Source organism: Saccharopolyspora antiqui (assembly GCF_052246905.1).
Taxonomy (GTDB): domain Bacteria; phylum Actinomycetota; class Actinomycetes; order Mycobacteriales; family Pseudonocardiaceae; genus Saccharopolyspora.
Window position 1 is genome coordinate 36,821 of record NZ_JBQQBO010000014.1, and the last position, 18,813, is coordinate 55,633.

Consider the following 18,813-nt stretch of genomic DNA (forward strand, 5'->3'; position numbering starts at 1 on the left):
CCGGGCACCTGATGACCGGGAACTGGGGTAGTCACACCCCGATGCTGCCACGCGGGCCGTGGTGCCCGCGTAAGACCCCGCCGGGCCGACCGGCCGCCCGCCCGCCGAGTTCTCGCCCGCGCCGGTGCGGATCGCAGGATCGGCGACTTCGCGAGGAATCACCACCGCGCCCGCAGCGGTAGGGGCGGCGAGCTGGGACAAATCCGCGAATGAGCGATGGAAGTGGCCTTGACCAGCGGCAATGCGAGTTCGGTTCGCAGTTGATCACGCTTTTGGAGGAGATTGCGGCGCATCAGAGGCGGCACGACCGTTTTGTGCCAGGGTGTACTTGTTCGATTCAGTTCCAATACTACCGAGGGGGAGTCCGTGTCCAGTCGAGCCATTCTCCGCTGGCCCAACGGCAGCGATTGGGGACATCTGGCGACCGTGCCCGAAGACGGCGGCCTACCCCGGTTCGCCGGATTCGTGCGCATGACCGACCCTCGGGTGGCCGCTCTGCTGACCAAGATCGAGCCACGCTGGGCCGCCGACGAGATGTGGGAAGTGCACTTCACCGCGGCCGAATCCGAACTGACCGCGGCGTGAACGGCAAGGCGCCCCGCCCGGCTGCGGCCGGACGGGGCGCCTTCGCGTCGGACGAGCTCAGTGCGAGATCGCCTTCTCCGAACCGGCACCGGTCAGCGACCGGACCTCCATCTCGGCGTACTTCTCGCCGTTGGTCGTGTCCTTGCTCAGCACCGAGCCGAGGTAGCCGAGCAGGAACGACAGCGGGATGGACACCAGGCCCGGGTTCTTCAGCGGGAACAGCGCGAAGTCCAGCGACGGGAACATCGCGTCGGAGGCACCGGAAACGGCCGGCGAGAACACGATCAGCACGATCGTGACCGCCAGACCGCCGTAGATGCTCCACAGCGCGCCGCCTGTGTTGAACCGCTTCCAGAACAGCGAGTACAGCAGCGTCGGCAGGTTCGCCGAGGCGGCGACCGCGAACGCCAGCGCCACCAGGAACGCCACGTTCTGGCCGTTGGCGGCGATGCCGCCCAAGATCGACACGATGCCGATGACCACCGCGGTGATCCGGGCGACCCGGACCTCCTGGGCCTTGTCGTCGACCTCGCCCTTCTTGATCACGTTCGCGTAGATGTCGTGCGCGAACGAGGCGGACGCGGTGATGGTCAGACCGGCGACGACCGCCAGAATCGTCGCGAACGCGACCGCGGAGATGAAGCCGAGCAGCAGCGGACCACCGATCTGCAGCGCCAGCAGCGGCGCGGCGGAGTTCACCCCGCCGGGCGCGGCCTTGATCGCATCCGGCCCGACCAGTGCGCCCGCGCCGTAGCCCAGCACCAGCGTGAACAGGTAGAACAGGCCGATCAGCCAGATCGCCCAGACCACCGAGCGACGAGCTTCCTTGGCGGTGGGCACGGTGTAGAAGCGCATCAGCACGTGCGGCAGACCCGCGGTACCGAGCACCAGCGCGATGCCCAGCGACACGAAGTCGAGCCTGGTGGTGGCGGTCTTGCCGTACTGCGCGCCCGGGTTGAGCACGCTTTCGCCCGCGGAGTCGGCGGCCGCGCCGAGCAGCCCGGACAGGTTGAAGCCGTACAGGCCGAGCACCCAGACGGTCATCACGAAGGCACCGGCGATCAACAGCGCAGCCTTGATGATCTGCACCCACGTGGTGCCGCGCATGCCGCCGACCAGCACGTACAGGATCATCAACGCGCCGACGACGGCGATCACCGCAGCTTGCCCGGCCTTGTTGGTGATGCCCAGCAGCAGCGCGATCAGGCCACCGGCACCGGCCATCTGCGCCAGCAGGTAGAAGAACGTCACGGCCAACGTGGAGATCGACGCGGCGGTGCGCACCGGACGTTCCTTCATCCGGAAGCTGAGCACGTCGCCCATCGTGTACCGGCCGGTGTTGCGCAACAGCTCGGCGACCAGCAGCAGGGCCACCAGCCAGGCGACCAGGAAGCCGATCGAGTACAGGAAGCCGTCGTAGCCGTAGACCGCGATGGCACCGGCGATGCCGAGGAACGACGCGGCCGACAGGTAGTCACCGGCGATGGCGACGCCGTTCTGCGGGCCGGTGAAAGCGTGGCCGGCCGCGTAGTAATCCGAGGCGGTCTTGGTGTTCCGGCTGGCCCGGAACACGATGACCAGGGTGACCACGACGAACAGCCCGAAGATGCTGATGTTCAGCACGCTGTGGTCAGCGGTGTCGCTCTGAGCGAGCGGGGGTAGTGCGGCGATCACTTCTTGCCTCCCTCGACGTCGTCCCGGATCTCCTCGGCGATCGGGTCGAGGTTCTTGTTCGCGTACCACACGTACCAGGTGGTGATGGCGAAAGTGGACACGAACTGCAGCAGACCCAGCACGAGACCCACGTTGATGTTGCCGACCAGCTTGATGCTCATGAAGCCATGGGCGTAGTCGGCGAGCAGCACGTAGACCAGGTACCAGGCCAGGAACAATGCCGAGACCGGGAAGACGAAGGTGCGCAGTTTGCGTCGCAGCGTGGCGAATTCGGGGCTGCTTTGGGCAGCGGCCCAGGTTTCGGCGTCAATACCGGACCCGGACCCGTTTTGGTCCGTGGCGCTCAAGGTGTTCCTCCCACGAGAAAAGGCTCCGCCGCCGGATGCCGCCGGTGCGGGAGCCTGCTGATCAATTCAACGCGGGAACGCTACGTAGTTCGGAGTCCGCTGTGAAGGCCCGTTAGACGTACGCAATCTAACGATCGAGTGAAGCTGTCAAGCCCATCCGGATGAACCGAATTGCTCCCGTTCGGAAGTTTTCCACCTGGTTGGCCTATTGATTCACAATTGGTTTGCACCAATTTGGACACAAAGTAGTTTAATTTTGATAAAAATTAGACCGAACGGCCCAGTGCGGGCATTGCGTGACCGCACTCAGCGTTGATGGCGACCGCCGCTCGGTGGCTGCTCGACGGCCCCCGCGGTGAGCCGATCGTCGAAGAAACCGAGCCGGTCAGGCGCGTGCAGCCGCAACATCACCCGCCCCACCCCAGCCGGGATCCGGGCGCGGGTGGCCCGGCTGACCGCATAGGTCACCGCGAACGCGATCGGCACCGTGACCAGCGCAGGTTGCCTGGCCAGCGTCGCCCACCACGTGTCGGAGTACTCGGCGAACTGGGTCCACACCACCGCGGCCAGCACCAGGCTGCCGCCGACCACCATGCCGCTGGCGGCCCCGGCCGCGGTGAGTCCGCGCCACCAGATCCCGAGCACCAGCACCGGGCTGAACGTCGAGGCGGCCATCGCGAACGCCAACCCCACGCTGCGCGCGAGGTCGTGGTTGTCGGCGGGCAGCGCGAGCAGCGTCGGCACCAGGCAGGCCGCCAGGGCGGCCAACCGGAAGTCGAGCGTCCGGCCGCGCACCACCTCCCTCGACGACAGCACCCCGGCCACGCTCACCACCAGACCCGACGAGGTCGACACGAACGCGGCGAAGGCCCCGGACGCGGTGATCGCCGCGAGCAACCCACCCGCCCAGTTGCCCAGCATCGCTTGCGGCAGCAGCACGACCGCCGCGTCGGTCTCACCGCTGACCAGCAGCTGCGGCACGTAGAGCCGGGAGAGCAAGCCGAAGATGGTCGGGAAGAGGTAGAACGCGCCGAGCATCGCCAGCACGTAGAGCGTGGTGCGGCGCGCGCCGTGGCCGCTCGGGTTGGTGTAGAAGCGGGCCAGCACGTGCGGCAGGCCCATCGCGCCCAGGAAGGTCGCGACGATCACCGAGTACGTTTCGAGCAGGCCGGAGATCCCGTCGTTCTGCGGTCGCAGCCAACCGGCGTTGTCCGCCTCGGCGCCCGCGACCACCGGAGCCGCGGCGCCCGCCGGGAATCGCAGCTCGGTACCGGCGGCCATCGAATACTCGCCGGGCTGCAGGTAGACGGTCCCGGCACCGTCGGCCAGCCACACCGGCTCGCTGACCTGCAGCCGCACATCGGCGTCGATGTACACCGTCGTCTCCTGCGGGAAGACCGGCGGCGCCGGCTCGTCGAGCGCCTGGTGCGGCGAACTCGTGAAGAACACCATGAACAACGCGAACGCGGGCACCATGATCGCGAACAGCTTCACCCAGTACTGGAAGGCCTGCACCAGGGTGACGGCGCGCAACGCGCCGGTCGCCACACTGGTCAGCACGATCACCGCGATCGCGAAAACGCCCACCCAGTAAGGACTTCCGATGATGGACGACAGGCCCAGGCCAGCGGCCTGCAACTGCGGCACCAGGTACAACCAGCCGATCAGCACCACCAGCGCGGTGCACAGCGAGCGCAACCGCAACGAATCCAGCCGTGCCTCGGCGAAGTCCGGCAGCGTGTACGCCCCGGATCGGCGCATCGGGGCGGCCACGAACAGCATCAGCGCCAAATAGCCCGCGACGAAGCCGATCGGGTACCACAGCGCGTCCACGCCGTCCTTGAGCACCAGACCGGCGATGCCCAGGAACGACGCCGCCGAGAGGTACTCACCGGAAATGGCGGCGGCGTTGTGCTCCTCGCGCACCAGTTGTCGCGCGGCGGAGAAGTCGGAAGTGGCGCGCGCCGAACGGGAACCCCAGATCCCGATGCAGAAGGTCACCGCGACGATCAGTACCGCCCCTAAGAGAGGCCAAGAGAATGCATCCATCGCACCGTGCCGCCTAGGTGTGGACAACCGTCGTCGATCATGCGCGCTACTGCTCCACCATGTGGATGAAATCGCGCTCGTGCCGTTCGGCGCTGCGGGTGCACAGGTACCCGATCACCACCAGGAAGGGATACGCCAGCACACCGAGCAGCAACCACGGCAGCCGGATGCCGAACAGCTGCACATCCCCGATCGACGGCACCGCCCAGAAAAGCGCGGGCAGCCCCAGCAGCACGACCGCCACCACCCCGGTCAGCAACAGCGCGCTGCGCAGCTGCACCTTCACTAGGTGGCGGACCAGCACTTCGCCGACGCTGGTCTGCTCCTCCAACTCCATGATGGTGCGCGCGACCTGCCGGGTGCGGCGATCGGCGAGCACCACCCGCTTGCGGCGCGGTCGAGGTGTGGAATCCCCGAGTCGTCCGCGGATGTCGAAGCCGTGGTCCGGGCTCATCCCGGCGAGCCGGGTTTCACTGCGGGCCCCAGCCCTGCCGCGGCGCCCGGACCAGCCGATCCTTGAGCTCGCGGGTGTGCCGTCGGCTGACCGGCAGTTCCTGGGGCGGTCCGCCGCCGAGCACCACCGAATACCCGGACGACGACATGCGCAGCTCGGTGACCAGCGACAACGACACCAGGAACGACCGGTGGATGCGCAGGAACCCCGCCTCTGCCCAGCGTTCTTCCAGCTGTGCCAACGGAATTCGCACCAGGTGCGAGCCGTCGGTGGTGTGCAGTCGCGCGTAGTCGCCCTGCGCCTCGACCCAGCGCACGTTCTTGCGCGGGATCATCTTGGTGGTTCCCGCGAGTTCCACCGGGATGACCTCGTCGTCGTCCGGCGCGGCGGCTTCCAGCGCGCGGGGGCCCTTGGCCGCCTGGAGCTTGTTCTTCTCGACCGTCCGCAGCGCGCGGTCCACCCGCTCGGCGTTGGCCGGTTTCATGATGTAGTCCAACGCGCCCACCTCGAAGGCCTCCAGCGCGTTCTCCTCGTGTCCGGTGATGAACACCAGAGCGGGCGGGTTGCGGAACGCGGTGAGCACCCTGGCCAGCTCCATCCCGCTGAGCCCCGGCATCGACACGTCCGCGAACACGGCGTCCACAATGGACTCATCTTGGTCGCGGCGGCCGAGCAGCTCGGGGTCGTCGCTGCGCAGCAGGCGCAGCGCTTCGGCCGCGTCGAACGCGGTCAGCACCCGCCCAACCCGAGGATTGTTGCCGAGCAGGTACTTCATCTCGTCCAGCCCGGCCATCTCGTCATCGACGGCCAGAACGACGAGACCCGCTGGATTCTCTCGTGTACTCACTGCAACGCCATATCCTGCCGCGCCGGTGGCGCACTGTCCATGATCAAAAGTCGGCTCCCACCCACTGAAGCGGCATCGCACCGCACCAGCCGACGAGTGAGGTCAGTCACGCCTGCCAACAAAGCTAGTTGCTAACAGAGCGCGCTGGACACCAGGGGGTAGGCAACGCCGAATTCCGCTCAGCGGAGCCAATTTTCGCCCGTTCAGCCGATCAACTGCGGCCGAACGAGTGATCCAATAATGCGACTACCTACACAGCGCGATCATGCTGATTACCCTGCGTTCGTTCGTCCCTGAACAACACGTTCGCTTGCCACGCACAGGTTTTGCCACAAGCTGGTTCCGTCTGGTCAAGTCCCGTGAGTGCTTCGGGGCTGCAAAGCCTGTCTCTGAAGTGGGATTTGCCTTTGGGGCGGCGCAGCCGCCCAGCCCACTCGCGCGGCGGGTTCTGCGTTCTCCGCGAGACCTGCCCCGACCTGGTGCATCGGACGTACCCGATGTCGGCCCCCAACGTCGGCCCCCAACGTCGGCGGCGTCGAGACGGCGACAGCAACTCCCACAGGGGGCCACCCGCCGCAAACCGAGTCTGGAAACAGGCTCAGAGGCCGAAGCGGTTCCACATGGCTCGGTGCTCCAGCGCCTCCACGGCGGACAGCACCGAGTCCGCGCCACCTCGGCCGAGGCGAACCGACGACGCCATGCCCAGCCGGGCCAGCAACGCCTTGCGCGGCTCCACGGTCACCAGGTGGGCGTCCGGGAACTTCTTCTTCACGACATCCCGCAAGGTGCCCAACCCGTCGACCAAGCCCAGTTCGTCGGCCTTCACCCCGGTCCACACCTCACCGGAGAACACGTCGTCGTCCGAACCGGTCAGCTTGCCGCCCCGGCGCTTGCGCACCCAGTCGCGGAACTGCTCGTGCAGTTCGTCCTGCAACCCGCGCAACCACTGCACGTCCTCGTCCTTCTCCGGGCGGAACGGATCGAGCCGCACCTTGTGCGCACCGGCGGTGTGCACCCGGCGCTCCACACCGAGCTTCTCCAACAAGCCGGTGAGCCCGAAGCTCGTGCTGACCACGCCGACCGAACCGACCAGCGAAGTCGGGTGCGCGTAGATCTCGTCGGCGGCGCAGGCCAGCCAATACCCGCCGGAGGCCGCGACGTCCTCGCAGAACGCCAGCACCGGCACCTGCTTCTCCTCGGCCAGACCTCGAATCCGGTCCGCCACCAACGCCGACTGGGTCGCCGCCCCGCCCGGCGAGTTGATCGACAGCACCACGGCCTTGAGCCGGTCGTGCCCGAACGCCCGGGTCAGCGCGGATTCCACGGTCTGCAGCGAAATCGTCGGGCGGCTCATCGGCGACGGGGTGGGCGTGATGACGCCGTGCAGCTTGACGACGGCGACCACCGGCCCGCGCTCGGCGCGTTCGGCGAGCTTGCCCGGCAACTTCGCGGACAGCTTCTCGGTCAGGAGGTCGGTGAACTTCTGCGGCGCCTTCTCGTCCATACCTCGACGTTACCGGCTCAGCTGCGGCCCGGCCGCCAATCCGATGCCCGGCTCGTCGATCGCCTGCGGCGGCACCGGCCGCACCCCCGGCGCGAACTTCGGCACCCGCATGATGACCTTCATCCCGGCGCCCTTCTCGGTCTCCACGACCAAGCCGTAGTCGTTGCCGAAGGTGGCCCGCATCCGGTTGTTGATGTTGCCCAGCCCCACGTGCGCGCCGGTCAGGTGCGCGTTGGCCAGCTCCGCGTCGAGCAGCTCCGGATCCATCCCGACGCCGTCGTCGTCCACGCTGATCAACGCCTCGGTGCCGTTGTCCTCGGCGATCACCGACACGGTCCCGCCGCCGGGCTTGTTCGCCAGGCCGTGCCGGACGGCGTTTTCCACCAGCGGTTGCAGAGCCAGGAACGGCACCACCACCGGCAGCACCTCCGGGGCGATCTTGAGCTGCACGTTCAGCCGGTCCGGACCGAAGCGGGCGCTCTCCAGCGTGAGGTAGCGGTCGATGTTGCGGATCTCGTCGGCCAGCGTGGTGTAGAGCCCGCTGGTGCGGAACGAGTAGCGGGTGAAATCGGCGAACTCCTGCAGCAGGTCCCGCGCGTGCTCCGGGTCGGTGCGGATCAGCGAGCCGATGGTGTTCAGCGCGTTGTAGATGAAGTGCGGCGAGATCTGCGCCCGCAGCGCGCGCACCTCGGCCTTGGCCAGCCGCTCCTTGGACTCCTGCAGTTCGGCCAGTTCGAGCTGGGTGGACACGTGGTGCGCGACCTCGGCGGCGCCGCGCAGCAGCCGCTTGCGGTCACCACCGGCGATGATGGCCAGCGCGCCCCGGTTCTCGCCCTCGACCTCCAGCGGCACCACCACCGCGTGGCGCATCGGGCAGGGCCGGTGATCGCAGGTCACATCGCCGTGGTCGAGGAACTCGCGCTTGCCGGTGCGCAGCACCTGCTCGATCTTGGTGCGCAGGTCCGCGTAGTGGTGGTTGGCCTCGCCGTCCCAGCTCAGCAGGGTGCCGTCGGCGTCGACGATCCCGACGGCGACGCAGGCCAGCAGCTCCCGCAGGTGCGGGGCGGTCTCGTCGGCGGATTCCTGGTTCAGCCCCGCTCGCAGGAAGGGGGCCGCGCTCGTCACCCGGTGCAGGGCCGCCAGGGTGGCGTCCTCCACCGAGGTGCTCACCCGACGCGCCCGGCACAGCAGCACGAACATGCCGAGCACGGCAAGTGCGGCGAGCGTGGTCAGAACCGTCCGCTCAGTCAACAACTCGGGCACAACATCAATCTTCACGACCGACACGCTTGGAATCAAGGCAGCTACGCTCAGTGCACGCTTTCCGTCGGTGAGCGGTACCCAACTCTTCCGTTCAGCGGAAGAAAGTGGTTCAACCAGCGAGTATGGGCCACTGCGCAACTGGGCGAATTGTCCACAGCCTGTGGACAACTACTTCAGCAGCCGGGACATCCGACGATCCGCCAGCTGCTTCCCACCGGTCTGACAAGTCGGGCAGTACTGCATCGACCGGTCCGCGAAGGACACTTCCCGCACCGTGTCACCGCACACCGGACACGGCAGCCCGGTGCGTCCGTGCACCCGCATCCCCGAGCGCTTCTCCGCCTTCAGCCGCGCCGCGTCCTGCTTCAGCGAACGCCACACCGCGTCCCGCAAGATTTTCTGCGAGCTGGCGTGCAGCAGCTCGATCGCGGCGGCGTCGAGCTTGCCCGCGGTCGCGAACGGCGACAGCTTCGCGGCATGCAGGATCTCGTCGGAATAGGCGTTGCCGATCCCGGCCAGCGCGGACTGATCGGTGAGCAGCGTCTTCAGCCGCTCCGTCCGACCCGCCAGAACCGCGGTCAGCCCGGCCACGTCCAGGCTCAACGCATCCGGACCCAGCTTCGCGATCCCCGGCACCTCCTCGGGTGCGGCGACCACCCACGCCGCGAGCTTCTTCTGGGTACCGGCCTCGGTCAGGTCGAAACCCACCCCACCCAGGTTCACCCGGAGCGCGATCGGCCCCCTGCCCGGCTTCGGCGGAACCGGCGAGAGGTTGTCCGACCAGCGCATCCAACCGGCCCGCGCCAAGTGGCAGACCAGGTGCAGCCCGTCGCAGTCGAGATCGAGGTACTTGCCGTGCCGAACCGCGTCGGTGACCGTGCGACCGTGCAGCTGCGTCCACGGCGGGCTGGCGGTCTTCAACACGCTCATCGAAGCGACATCGACACGAACAACGGTCCGGCCCACGGCGTGATCGCGGAGGTGCTGGGCCAACGCCTCCACCTCGGGAAGTTCCGGCACCACACCAGTGTGCCCCACCAGCAACAACCCGCGCGCACTTCAGAGGTGAAGGGCACCTTTCGCCAACTTAGTTGGTAAAAGGTGCCCTTCACCTCGCCCTGATCGGGCTACTCCACCGGTTGGAGGCTGCCGTTCATGTCCGGCTCCGCGTACAGCTCGATGTGCCGCGCCACCACGGACATCTCCTGGCGGACGCTGAGGAAACCGCGAACCACGCCCACCCAGGTCTCCGGCGGGTTCTCATCCTGATCACCAGGCGTCGCCGCCGTGATCGTCCACGGCCGCCGCAAAACCCAGCGGACCGGGAAGAACAGCACGGCGATCACCAGCAGCAAGATCAACCAGCTCGGCACGATCACCCCGGCGGGCGTCCACACCACGAACATCACGACCAGGAACAACAACGCCCCACCCATCAAGATGGCCGGTGCCGGACCCCCGTTGACGTCGTGTTCGAACTCATCCGCCGCGATCGGGTTGGACCACTCCAGGCTCGCCTTGATGGTCCACTCCCGGCCGTCGGAGCCCCGCACCACCCGGTTCATCGTCGCCTCCCCGCCCACCCGGGCTGGTCGCCTCGGAACATCGCCTCGCCACTCGAATCCCGTCGGTCACCGAGCGTGAAGCAACCGTACCGCGCGCGTCATGGGCCCGACGGGTGATAGTCATGCCGAACGAACCCATTGTCGATCATGCGTGGCGTTGCGGCCAACCCCGAACGCGAACTCAAGCGCGACGCAAACACCGCACCGGCAACTCCGAAGCCTGCTGGTACGCCTCCCGAAGCCCACGCCGCGCGCGATGCGCCAACACCGCCGTCGCATTCGGCGTCAGCCCCAGCTGGTCAGCGATGCTCGCCGGGCGGTGCCCCTCCACCTCGGTGCGCCACAAAACCTCCCGCCACCGCGCGGGCAACCGGTCGAACGCGCGCGCCAACAACTCGCCCTCCGCCTGCACGAACTGATGATCACGCTGCCGCGGCGCGTGCTCACCGAGCTCATCGGCATTCATCGGCTCATCCCGACGAGCCGCCGACCACTCCCCCAAAACCCGCCGCACCACCGTCAACAAATAGGGGCGGATCGTCTCCCTCGGCCCATGCCCGGCGCGCACCGCGCGCAACGTGCGCAAGAACACCTCGGCGACCACATCATCCACGTCGATCCCCGGCCGCGGCCTGCTCAACGCGAACCGCCGCACCAAAGGCGCATGCCGCCGGTACAGATCGCCATAAGCGAGATCATCACCCGCCCGCAACCGCGCCAGCAGCGCCCGGTCATCCGGCGGCGGACCCACCCCGACATCATCGATCATCCCCATGATCTCCCCCCAGACCGGCACGACGAATATCGCGAGACCGGCGAAATCGCTACCGTTGGCGTGCCCGAGGCACGGTGGTACCAGGCACAACACGGAGGTCGCAGTGGATCTCGACGAAGCCCGCGAAGTGATCGGCAAACAGCACCGCGCAGTGCTCAGCACCCTGCGCGCCGACGGCACACCCCAGATGACACCGGTGCTGGCCACCACGGACAGCGCCGGACACATCACCGTCAGCACTGTCGCTGGCTCCGCCAAAGTCCGCAACCTGCGCCGCCACCCCCGCGCCTGGCTGTGTGTCCTACCCGACCAGTTCTTCGGCCACTGGATCCAAGTCGAAGGCGACGTCGAGATCGTCGACCTCCCCACCGCACTACCGCTCCTGGAGGAGTACTACCGCAGCATCTCCGGCGAACACGAAGACTGGGCCGCATACCGCAAAGCCATGCAGGAAGAACACCGCGTCCTGCTGCGCCTGACCCTCACCCGCGCCGTCGACTCCCCCACCCGATGACGCCCCCAGGCCAGCAAGGTTGAAACGATGCGTTAAAGTAGTCCCCAACAGCCCGGCAGGGCACTGAAGATGCGGATGTAGCGCAGCTGGTAGCGCATCACCTTGCCAAGGTGAGGGTCGCGGGTTCGAGTCCCGTCATCCGCTCGGGGATGGGGGACTTGTGTCCACGGAGGGCGTGGACCTTGTCCCCTCGTCATTTTTTGGGGGATCGAATCCCCCAAACCCCCTACGGTGCGGTGGTCACCTTTCGTTTTGCTCCTTGCGGTTTGGGCTTCTCGGCCTGGTCATTGACCAGCGCCCCTCGTACGGATGACCCTTGGTGTGGGCTCCAGCCTTCGGCTGTCGCCTAGCCTTCCAGGCGGAATCCTATTTTCAGGGTTACTTGGTAGTGGGCTAGTTCGTTGTTTTCTACGTGACCTCTTACGTTTATTACCTCGAACCAATCTATATTTCTCAGGGTTTGGGATGCTCGGTTTACCGCTTTTCTGATTGCGTCGTCTACTCCTGTTTTTGACGAGCCGACTACTTCTGTCACTCGGTATACGTTGTCCGTCATGGGTTGATGGTTGAGGGGATTGGGGGTGGGCGCAAGACGATGTTGGGTGGTGGTCGGTCGGCCTTCGGCCGTGTGGGGTGGGTTCCGGTTGTGGTCGGCCTTCGGCCGTGTTGGGTGGTGGTCGGCCTTCGGCCGTGGGGTTTTGGGCGGCCTTCGGCCGTGTTGTGGTTTTGGGCGGCCTTCGGCCGTGTTTTTGGCGGGTTTTGGTTGTGGGTGGTTGGTTTCGTTATTGGTGGGTTTTGGTTGGGCTTTGCGTTTTGGTTGTTGGGTTTAGCTGATTGGACCTTTTGGTGGGGGGTGGGTGGGGTCATCATGGTTTGTCGGCTGATGAGAGGGGTTGGCTGATGACCGAGAATCCACCTGCGCCTTTGACTGCTGAGGCTGAGGAAGTTGCTGCTCGGGCTGTTCTCACCGAGCCCACCTGGGCTTTCGTGAGTGGGGCTGCTGGGGCGCGGGAGAGTGCGAAGGTTGCCAACCGGCTTGCTTGGGACAGCGTGTTCGTTGAGCACCAGTTGCCGGTCGATGTGTCGCGTAGTTCTACCCATGCGGTCGTGTTGGGGGTTGCGGCGGAGGCTCCGATCGCGGTGGCTCCGATGGGGTTGTCCGGGTTGGTTTGGCCGCATGGTGATCTGGAGATCGCTGCGGCTTGTGCCGAGGTGGGGGTGCCGGTGGTGGTGTCGACGATGGCTTCGGCTCGGGTCGAGGACATCGTGAAATCCGGGGCGCAGTGCGCTTTTCAGCTGTACTGGTTGCGGGACTCCGCGGTGCGGCGGGACTTGGTCGATCGTGCTGAGCAGGCCGGTTGTGCCGCACTGGTGGTCACGGTGGATGCGCCGGTGCGGCGCGGTAGTGAACGCGAGCGGGCTGCCGAGTTCAGTCCCGGTGGGGACGTCAGACCGGCCATGACCGACAACACCGAGATCGACCCTTCGCTGGGTTGGGCGGACATCGAGCAGCTCGTCGAATCGACGTCGTTGCCGGTCTACGTCAAGGGAATCCTGGCCCCGGAGGCGGCGCAGCGGGCCCATGCGGCGGGCGCGGCTGGCGTTGTGGTGTCCAACCACGGTGGGCGGCAATTGGATTGCGCGCTGCCGACCGCGCTCGCGTTGCCCCGGGTCAGGCGCGCGCTGCCGGAGAACGGCCGTCCCTTCGACGTGCTGGTCGACAGCGGCATCACGACCGGTTCGGATGTGGTGAAGGCGCTGGCGCTCGGCGCCTCCTCGGTGCTGGTCGGCCGCCAAGTCCTCTACGGCCTGGCCCGCGGCGGCATGCAGGGCGTCCTGGGTGTCCTGCGCCGGATGACTGCGGAACTCGGCCAAACCCTGATGATGACCGGCTGCACAAACCCGACCGAAGCCGAAGCCCTACCAGCCCACATCCTGACCTACGGCCGACAACACGAACTCTGACCGCGAGGTCGATCCTCGGAGGAAGACCGCGAACGGCGGGGAGACTCCCGCAGGAAAGCCTCCCCGCCGACGATCTCAGGCCAGGTCGAAGCGACCCGACTTGATGGACTCGATCACAACACCGAACGCGCGGGGCGCGAGCAACAACGCGGGCCCCGCCGGATCCTTCGAATCCCGCACGGCGGTGAACTCCGCCGTGCTGCCAACCTCAACGCACTGCGATCCCTGGGCACTGCGGCTGCTCTTGCGCCACCGGATTGCTAAATCAGACGCCCGGTCAACGTGGCTCACGTCAACTCCTTATGTGCCTTGCGGATGAACGACAGCGACTTCGTCGGTTCCAGCGCGGCGCTGGTCAGGTGATGAAAGTGCGTCTTCATCCGGCGAACTTGCCACGGCTTCTCGGGGTAGACGTTACCTGCCGCGCAGTCCACGTAGCCGATCTCGGGATCGGTCGGCTCGGCGAACTCGACGACCGTGAACGAACCGCTGGCGGCGACATGCGCCCCAACTCCGAATGGCAGCACTTGGATCGTGACATTCGGACGTTCGCTGAGGCTGAGCAGGTGTTCGAGCTGCTCCCGCATGACCTCGGAACCGCCCACGCGCCTGCGGATGACCGCTTCATCGAGCACAGCCCAGAGCGTGATTGGTTCCTCGTCCCTGGCGAGAGCTTGCCGACGCGCCATCCGCAGGCCGACGAGTCGCTCCAACTCGGCATTCGGCGTGCCTGGATCTTCGGCACGGATCCAGGCTCTCGCGTAGTCCTCGGTTTGCAGCAGCCCGTGCATGATGGAGGTTTCGAAAACCAGGAGCGACGCGGCTGCTTCTTCAACGCTGAGGTAGAGGTCGAAGTCAGCGGGCAGCACGTCATCGAACTCCTCCCACCAGCCGTGCTGCTCGGCCAGTTGGGCGAGCTTCAGCACCTTTTCGCGCGTCCCCTTGTCCGCGTTGTAAGCGTCGAGCAGTGCGCGGATGTCCTTCAACAGCACCACGTTGTGGCCGGACTCCAGCCGGGAGAGCTTCGCGGTGGACAGATCGGCACGTTGTCGGGCCTGCTCGTTGCTCAACCCCGCGCTGAGACGCAGCGCCTTCAGCACACCGCCCAGTCGACGCCGTCCCATCGTCGGGGCTACCCCGGCCATGACACCTCCAGAAGTGAGTGATCGCGATCAGTCTGCTCGGCGCGCCGCTGGCTGCCAACCATCAAGGCACACTCGATCGGTGGAACTACTTCCAAAAAAGTTGCGTGTAACTTCCACAAGATCAATCATATGTCTCACAGGTTGCAACGGAAACAGTTCCACCACACGTGCAACACCGCCGGAGGCGCAGATGATCGACACATCAGGGACAGCAACGCAGCGGTACTTCTGGCTGCCGGTTCCGGACGAGTCGAGCGCCTACGGGCTCGCGCGCCACGCCTTCCCCGGTACCCGCCTGGCAGCTGGCCTGGCGGACGCCGGGTATTGCGGCGAGACCTTCGCACTGGCCATTCCGTCCGAAGTGGACTGGATTCACGCGCCCACCTGCCAGGCCTGCAACTCGAAGCTGAAGGAGATGAAGGGGTGGCCGACGTAACGCCACTGCTTCGGCTGCCGAAGCCGCTGGATCCGAACTAGGAATTGCTCGCCGCCGCGAGCCCCAAGACCGGTTCGGTGTCGCTTGAGCCCCGACCTCGGACACCGGACCGCGTGACCGGTCGACGTGCCCTCCCAGGACCCCCCGCCACAGGTGCGTCGACCGGTCACATCCAACTTTCCCCCCAGGAGCGGAAATGGCACGTCTGCCGTGCGCATGGCTGTACCTCGGCGGCCACACCTTCCGCTGGGGCAGAGGCGACCAGTACATGGACGTGCTGGCGGGCGACGTCGACGCGACCCACGAAGACGACCACCGGGTCGGACGGATCGAAGTGCGCCAAGAAGGCTGGTCCGACATCTCAGATCTCGCAACGCAGGCCCGAAAATGGCTGAGAGCAACCGCAGCCCAACGAGCCCGCGAGCAGTAGCTCGCCCGAACGGAACCAACCGGTGCCGAGCAGAATCCGCCGAGCACTCCCGAACGGGCCCGCGTCGGGAGTCAGCCGTAGTTCTGCAGCTGCTCGTACAGGAGAGCTAGTTGGTCCGAGGACTTCAGCTTTGGATCCGCCATCAGGTCGGCCAACTCCGCCTTGTTCTCCCTCATGCACTGCGGGCCGTCCAGGCGGCAGGTGTCCTTGATTTTCCAGCTCGAACGCGGCCAGCACCACGCACGGCGATTCCGTCAACCTGGCCCCTCGTGAGGTCATCGGGCTGTGTTGAGGTGCAGCCAGACCTGGTAGTTCTCCACGCTCTCAATCGTCTGGCCGCTTTCCTGGGCAACCTGGGTGCGTATCTTGTTCGCCTCTGCCCTGCTGGTCTGCGCGGCTTCCGCGCTCTCCCAAACCGTGATCGTCATCAATTGGCCGCAGCTGCGCCCGATGAGGACATAGGCATCCTGAAATCCATCGAGCTGCTGAATTTCACGCGCGATCCGGCCAAGAGCGTGAAGCAATTCCTCACGACGTTCCGACGGGCCCGCATAGGTGCTGATTCGAGCTTCCATGGCCTTCTCCCGCTACCGAACAGACCGAGCATGCACCCTCAGCGCACGCCCCAGCACCGCCAACGGCCTGCAGCGTTGCGCCTGTCCACAGCCTTATCCACAACGACGCACGAAGAAACCCCACCCCTGACTCCGGGCAGAGCCACCGGCGACCACCAGGTCGCCACCAACTGCAACACGACCCGCGAACGCGGCCGGACATCAACAGTCCAGCACTTCACCCTTGTTCAAGGGAGTCGATGACCAGCCGGGGCCGGTTCACCACCAACTGCCGCACCCCCAGCAACTACGAATGCAAGCCTCCACGGCAGAAACACCTGCTCTTGGTGGTTGGAGCTGGTGGGGCTTGAGTTTCTACCCTCGATTGGGATGTGTTCGTCACTCGACGCGCTTTAAGTGGGAATCCGAACCGGTGAAGCGTGTTCTTCGAAGTCAGCCCCTGCGGAATGGATCTCGCATGATTTTGTCGTCGGATCTCCCCTGATCCGCCAACCAAGCAGGAGGCACGATGCGCAAATGGCGCATGACGACACGCACGACATTGGCCGCCGCGACCGTTCTCACCGGCTTTCTCGCCTTGGTCGGGACAACGGCCTCGGCCGCGCCGGGGCACCCCGCAGTCGCGCCTGACGGCGCAACGGCCGTCGCCGCGCGGGACTGGGTCGACTGGAACGGCACCGAGCGCGCCACCATCCGGCATGAGCAGACCAGGAAGCGGATGGTGCCCGCGGATTGGGTCACCACGGCCGACTATCCGGTCCGCATCTGGGAAGGGGATTCCCTCAGCACCCACGAGTGGGCAATCTCCCGGGCGGGCACGCAGTTCATGGATGGGGCCAGTTTCCGCACCTACACGATCCGCAACGTGAAGAGCAACCGGTGCCTGCAGCCGTCGCCGGTCCTCAACGACGTCCGGATCTGGCAGGTGACGTGCAGCCAGGGCTCCGGCGAACAGCAGTGGATCCTCCCCGACGCGAAGTACGGCGGCCGGGACGACGTGCAGATCCTGCCCGCTTGGCGCCCGCACCTGGCGCTGGTTCCGCAGATCGCGGCGGCCAACCCGTCCGACCTGGTGCTGCGGGACAGGGACAACTCCGCCGAACAGGTCTGGCGCATCGAACACTGATCCGCGAGCGCAGAACCGGCATCTCCGATCGCCCTGCCCACCCCCGGGCAGGGCGATCGCGCTGCTCCCACCCTCCGGGCCTGGCGCAGAAATCCGATCACAAGCCGCGTAGCAAACGCTGCTCAGCCGTGGCCGCGAACGTCGAGGCCCATCGAGCAGGAGGCTGCGGTGCCGCCGAGTGCACATGTGGCCCATCACCCCGTCGCGACTGGTTGCGCCCACCACCCCCGATACGTACAACAATTTGTACGTAGGGAGGTGTCCGATGAAGACGATGAGCTACTCGGAATCACGGGCGAAGTACGCCGAGACCCTGGACTCGGTAGTCAATGATCGCGAAGAAATCGTGATCACCCGCGCTGGGCACGAGCCGGTCGTGATGGTCTCATTGGACGACTACCAGTCCCTCAAGGAGACCGCCTACCTGCTGCGCAGTCCAGCGAACGCACGGCGTCTGATCACCGCTATCGAGCGGCTGGAATCCGGTGGCGGTGCCCAACGCGAGCTCGCCGAATGAAACTGATCTGGGATGAGCTCGCCGGGGACGACTACATCTGGTGGCAGACCGAAGACCGAAAAGTCCTGAAGCGCATCAACGCGCTCATCAAAGACATCAGCCGCAACGGCAACGACGGCATCGGAAAGCCTGAGGCGCTGAAGCACGGGTTTCAAGGCTACTGGTCACGTCGAATCACTGACGAGCACCGATTGGTCTACAAGATCGCTGGTGACGAGATACGAATCGCGGCCTGCCGCTACCACTACGAGAGATAGCAGGTGCGGCGTGAGCGCCGCGCCGAAGTCGAATCGAGCAGGCACAAGGTCGTGTCCATCTTGCGGTTGACGGAAGCACCGCGTAAGCGAAAGCGCTTGACCCGGCCTTACTCAGCGGCGTCAACACCCAATCCGATTGGGCAGGAGACGCCCGTGCCGTCGAGGCCGCAGTAGCCGTTGGGGTTCTTGGCATCGGAGAGGTACTGCTGGTGGTAGGTCTCCGCGTAGTAGAAGTCGCGCAGGGGTGCCACTTCCGTTGTGATCTCGCCGAGGCCCGCTGCGGTCAGGGCTTTCTGGAAGGCGGCCCGGCTGGCTTCGGCTTCGGCCTTCTGCTGGTCGTCCGCGTAGTAGATCGCCGAGCGGTACTGGGTGCCGAAGTCGTTGCCCTGGCGCATGCCCTGGGTCGGGTCGTGGTTCTCCCAGAAGACCTTCAGGACCTGCTGGTAGCTGATCGCGGCCGGGTCGAAGACCACCAGGACCGCCTCGGCGTGGCCGGTTCGACCGGTGCACACCTCTTCGTACGTCGGGTTCGGCGTGAAACCACCGGCGTAGCCGACCGCTGTCGTCCACACCCCGTCGGTGCGCCAGAAGGTTCGCTCCGCACCCCAGAAGCACCCCATGCCGACCACCGCGGTGGCGTAGCCCGCCGGGAACGGCGGCACGATCCGGCGATCGGAGAACACCGCGTGCCACTCCGCCACCGGCAGCGGGGTGGCACGGCCCGGCAACGCATCGGCCGGATCGATCAGGCTCATCTTGTCACCGAAAAGCGCCATGCATCCCAG

At 66.2% G+C, this 18,813-nt stretch carries 23 protein-coding genes and 1 tRNA gene; 9 read left to right on the plus strand and 15 right to left on the minus strand.

The features are described from left to right. Positions 1-366: 366 nt before the first annotated feature. Positions 367-585 (plus strand): hypothetical protein, encoded by a 219-nt coding sequence (locus ACTWQN_RS21860; RefSeq protein WP_443205391.1) that lies wholly within the window; start codon positions 367-369, stop codon positions 583-585. A gap of 57 nt (positions 586-642) precedes the next feature. On the opposite strand, the gene ACTWQN_RS21865 is transcribed toward ACTWQN_RS21860, so the two are convergent. The 10 genes from ACTWQN_RS21865 to ACTWQN_RS21910 all read right to left on the minus strand — a co-directional run bounded on the left by ACTWQN_RS21865 (position 643) and on the right by ACTWQN_RS21910 (position 11,057). Next, entirely contained in the window at positions 643-2,259 is a 1,617-nt protein-coding gene (locus ACTWQN_RS21865) for a monocarboxylic acid transporter (protein WP_443205392.1), read from the minus strand. Continuing rightward, complete coding sequence (locus ACTWQN_RS21870; RefSeq protein WP_443205393.1) at positions 2,256-2,606, minus strand: DUF485 domain-containing protein; 351 nt, start codon at positions 2,604-2,606, stop codon at positions 2,256-2,258. The genes ACTWQN_RS21865 and ACTWQN_RS21870 overlap by 4 nt, the downstream gene beginning before the upstream one ends. Positions 2,607-2,912: 306 nt before the next feature. Next, positions 2,913-4,655: a sodium/solute symporter gene (locus tag ACTWQN_RS21875; protein ID WP_443205394.1), complete on the minus strand. Its 1,743-nt coding sequence runs from the start codon at positions 4,653-4,655 to the stop codon at positions 2,913-2,915. Between the two features lie 46 nt (positions 4,656-4,701). Continuing rightward, the gene (locus ACTWQN_RS21880) at positions 4,702-5,109 is read right to left on the minus strand and encodes a hypothetical protein (RefSeq protein WP_443205395.1); all 408 of its coding nucleotides are present in this window, start codon (positions 5,107-5,109) and stop codon (positions 4,702-4,704) included. A 16-nt stretch (positions 5,110-5,125) separates the two neighbouring features. Beyond that, positions 5,126-5,956 carry a LytR/AlgR family response regulator transcription factor gene (locus ACTWQN_RS21885; RefSeq protein ID WP_443205396.1) on the minus strand — a complete coding sequence of 277 codons (831 nt, stop codon included), beginning with the start codon at positions 5,954-5,956 and terminating at the stop codon, positions 5,126-5,128. A gap of 598 nt (positions 5,957-6,554) precedes the next feature. After that, positions 6,555-7,460: a S49 family peptidase gene (locus ACTWQN_RS21890; protein ID WP_443205397.1), complete on the minus strand. Its 906-nt coding sequence runs from the start codon at positions 7,458-7,460 to the stop codon at positions 6,555-6,557. 9 nt (positions 7,461-7,469) lie between these two features. Continuing rightward, positions 7,470-8,732 carry a GAF domain-containing sensor histidine kinase gene (locus ACTWQN_RS21895; RefSeq protein WP_443205536.1) on the minus strand — a complete coding sequence of 421 codons (1,263 nt, stop codon included), beginning with the start codon at positions 8,730-8,732 and terminating at the stop codon, positions 7,470-7,472. Between the two features lie 159 nt (positions 8,733-8,891). Continuing rightward, positions 8,892-9,743, minus strand: coding sequence for an Fpg/Nei family DNA glycosylase (locus tag ACTWQN_RS21900; protein ID WP_443205398.1), 852 nt, complete (start codon positions 9,741-9,743; stop codon positions 8,892-8,894). A gap of 107 nt (positions 9,744-9,850) precedes the next feature. Beyond that, positions 9,851-10,288: a DUF983 domain-containing protein gene (locus ACTWQN_RS21905; RefSeq protein WP_443205399.1), complete on the minus strand. Its 438-nt coding sequence runs from the start codon at positions 10,286-10,288 to the stop codon at positions 9,851-9,853. 181 nt (positions 10,289-10,469) lie between these two features. After that, positions 10,470-11,057 carry an RNA polymerase sigma factor gene (locus ACTWQN_RS21910; RefSeq protein ID WP_443205400.1) on the minus strand — a complete coding sequence of 196 codons (588 nt, stop codon included), beginning with the start codon at positions 11,055-11,057 and terminating at the stop codon, positions 10,470-10,472. A gap of 109 nt (positions 11,058-11,166) precedes the next feature. On the opposite strand from ACTWQN_RS21910, the gene ACTWQN_RS21915 reads away from it, so the two are divergent. Together ACTWQN_RS21915 and ACTWQN_RS21920 are read left to right on the plus strand one after the other, a co-directional pair. Continuing rightward, positions 11,167-11,577, plus strand: coding sequence for a PPOX class F420-dependent oxidoreductase (locus tag ACTWQN_RS21915; protein ID WP_443205401.1), 411 nt, complete (start codon positions 11,167-11,169; stop codon positions 11,575-11,577). A gap of 71 nt (positions 11,578-11,648) precedes the next feature. After that, positions 11,649-11,721, plus strand: a tRNA-Gly gene (locus tag ACTWQN_RS21920). 202 nt (positions 11,722-11,923) lie between these two features. Here the strand turns inward: ACTWQN_RS21920 and ACTWQN_RS21925 are convergent. Then, positions 11,924-12,133, minus strand: coding sequence for a dodecin (locus tag ACTWQN_RS21925; RefSeq protein WP_443205402.1), 210 nt, complete (start codon positions 12,131-12,133; stop codon positions 11,924-11,926). Positions 12,134-12,477: 344 nt separating this feature from the next. On the opposite strand from ACTWQN_RS21925, the gene ACTWQN_RS21930 reads away from it, so the two are divergent. Further along, entirely contained in the window at positions 12,478-13,542 is a 1,065-nt protein-coding gene (locus tag ACTWQN_RS21930; RefSeq protein ID WP_443205403.1) for an alpha-hydroxy acid oxidase, read from the plus strand. Between the two features lie 75 nt (positions 13,543-13,617). Here the strand turns inward: ACTWQN_RS21930 and ACTWQN_RS21935 are convergent, their stop codons facing one another. Together ACTWQN_RS21935 and ACTWQN_RS21940 are read right to left on the minus strand one after the other, a co-directional pair. Beyond that, positions 13,618-13,833: a DUF397 domain-containing protein gene (locus tag ACTWQN_RS21935; protein ID WP_443205404.1), complete on the minus strand. Its 216-nt coding sequence runs from the start codon at positions 13,831-13,833 to the stop codon at positions 13,618-13,620. After that, the gene (locus tag ACTWQN_RS21940; RefSeq protein ID WP_443205405.1) at positions 13,830-14,687 is read right to left on the minus strand and encodes a helix-turn-helix domain-containing protein; all 858 of its coding nucleotides are present in this window, start codon (positions 14,685-14,687) and stop codon (positions 13,830-13,832) included. Before ACTWQN_RS21940 ends, ACTWQN_RS21935 begins: the two co-directional genes overlap by 4 nt. Before the next feature lie 190 nt (positions 14,688-14,877). Here ACTWQN_RS21940 and ACTWQN_RS21945 point away from each other — a divergent pair, with 190 nt between their 5' ends. Together ACTWQN_RS21945 and ACTWQN_RS21950 are read left to right on the plus strand one after the other, a co-directional pair. After that, on the plus strand, positions 14,878-15,123 hold the full coding sequence (locus tag ACTWQN_RS21945) for an HC3 family zinc finger protein (RefSeq protein WP_443205406.1): 246 nt from the start codon (positions 14,878-14,880) through the stop codon (positions 15,121-15,123). Positions 15,124-15,319: 196 nt separating this feature from the next. Continuing rightward, positions 15,320-15,553 (plus strand): hypothetical protein, encoded by a 234-nt coding sequence (locus ACTWQN_RS21950; protein ID WP_443205407.1) that lies wholly within the window; start codon positions 15,320-15,322, stop codon positions 15,551-15,553. Between the two features lie 275 nt (positions 15,554-15,828). On the opposite strand, the gene ACTWQN_RS21955 is transcribed toward ACTWQN_RS21950, so the two are convergent. After that, positions 15,829-16,128, minus strand: coding sequence for a hypothetical protein (locus ACTWQN_RS21955; protein ID WP_443205408.1), 300 nt, complete (start codon positions 16,126-16,128; stop codon positions 15,829-15,831). A gap of 523 nt (positions 16,129-16,651) precedes the next feature. Here ACTWQN_RS21955 and ACTWQN_RS21960 point away from each other — a divergent pair. The 3 genes from ACTWQN_RS21960 (at position 16,652) to ACTWQN_RS21970 (ending at position 18,028) form a co-directional block, all read left to right on the plus strand. After that, positions 16,652-17,254, plus strand: coding sequence for an RICIN domain-containing protein (locus tag ACTWQN_RS21960; protein WP_443205409.1), 603 nt, complete (start codon positions 16,652-16,654; stop codon positions 17,252-17,254). A 265-nt stretch (positions 17,255-17,519) separates the two neighbouring features. Next, complete coding sequence (locus ACTWQN_RS21965; RefSeq protein WP_443205410.1) at positions 17,520-17,771, plus strand: type II toxin-antitoxin system Phd/YefM family antitoxin; 252 nt, start codon at positions 17,520-17,522, stop codon at positions 17,769-17,771. Then, entirely contained in the window at positions 17,768-18,028 is a 261-nt protein-coding gene (locus tag ACTWQN_RS21970; protein ID WP_443205411.1) for a Txe/YoeB family addiction module toxin, read from the plus strand. Before ACTWQN_RS21965 ends, ACTWQN_RS21970 begins: the two co-directional genes overlap by 4 nt. Positions 18,029-18,135: 107 nt before the next feature. Here ACTWQN_RS21970 and msrA read toward each other — a convergent pair whose 3' ends face one another. Beyond that, complete coding sequence (gene msrA / locus ACTWQN_RS21975; protein WP_443205412.1) at positions 18,136-18,804, minus strand: peptide-methionine (S)-S-oxide reductase MsrA; 669 nt, start codon at positions 18,802-18,804, stop codon at positions 18,136-18,138. Between the last annotated feature and the right edge of the window lie 9 nt (positions 18,805-18,813).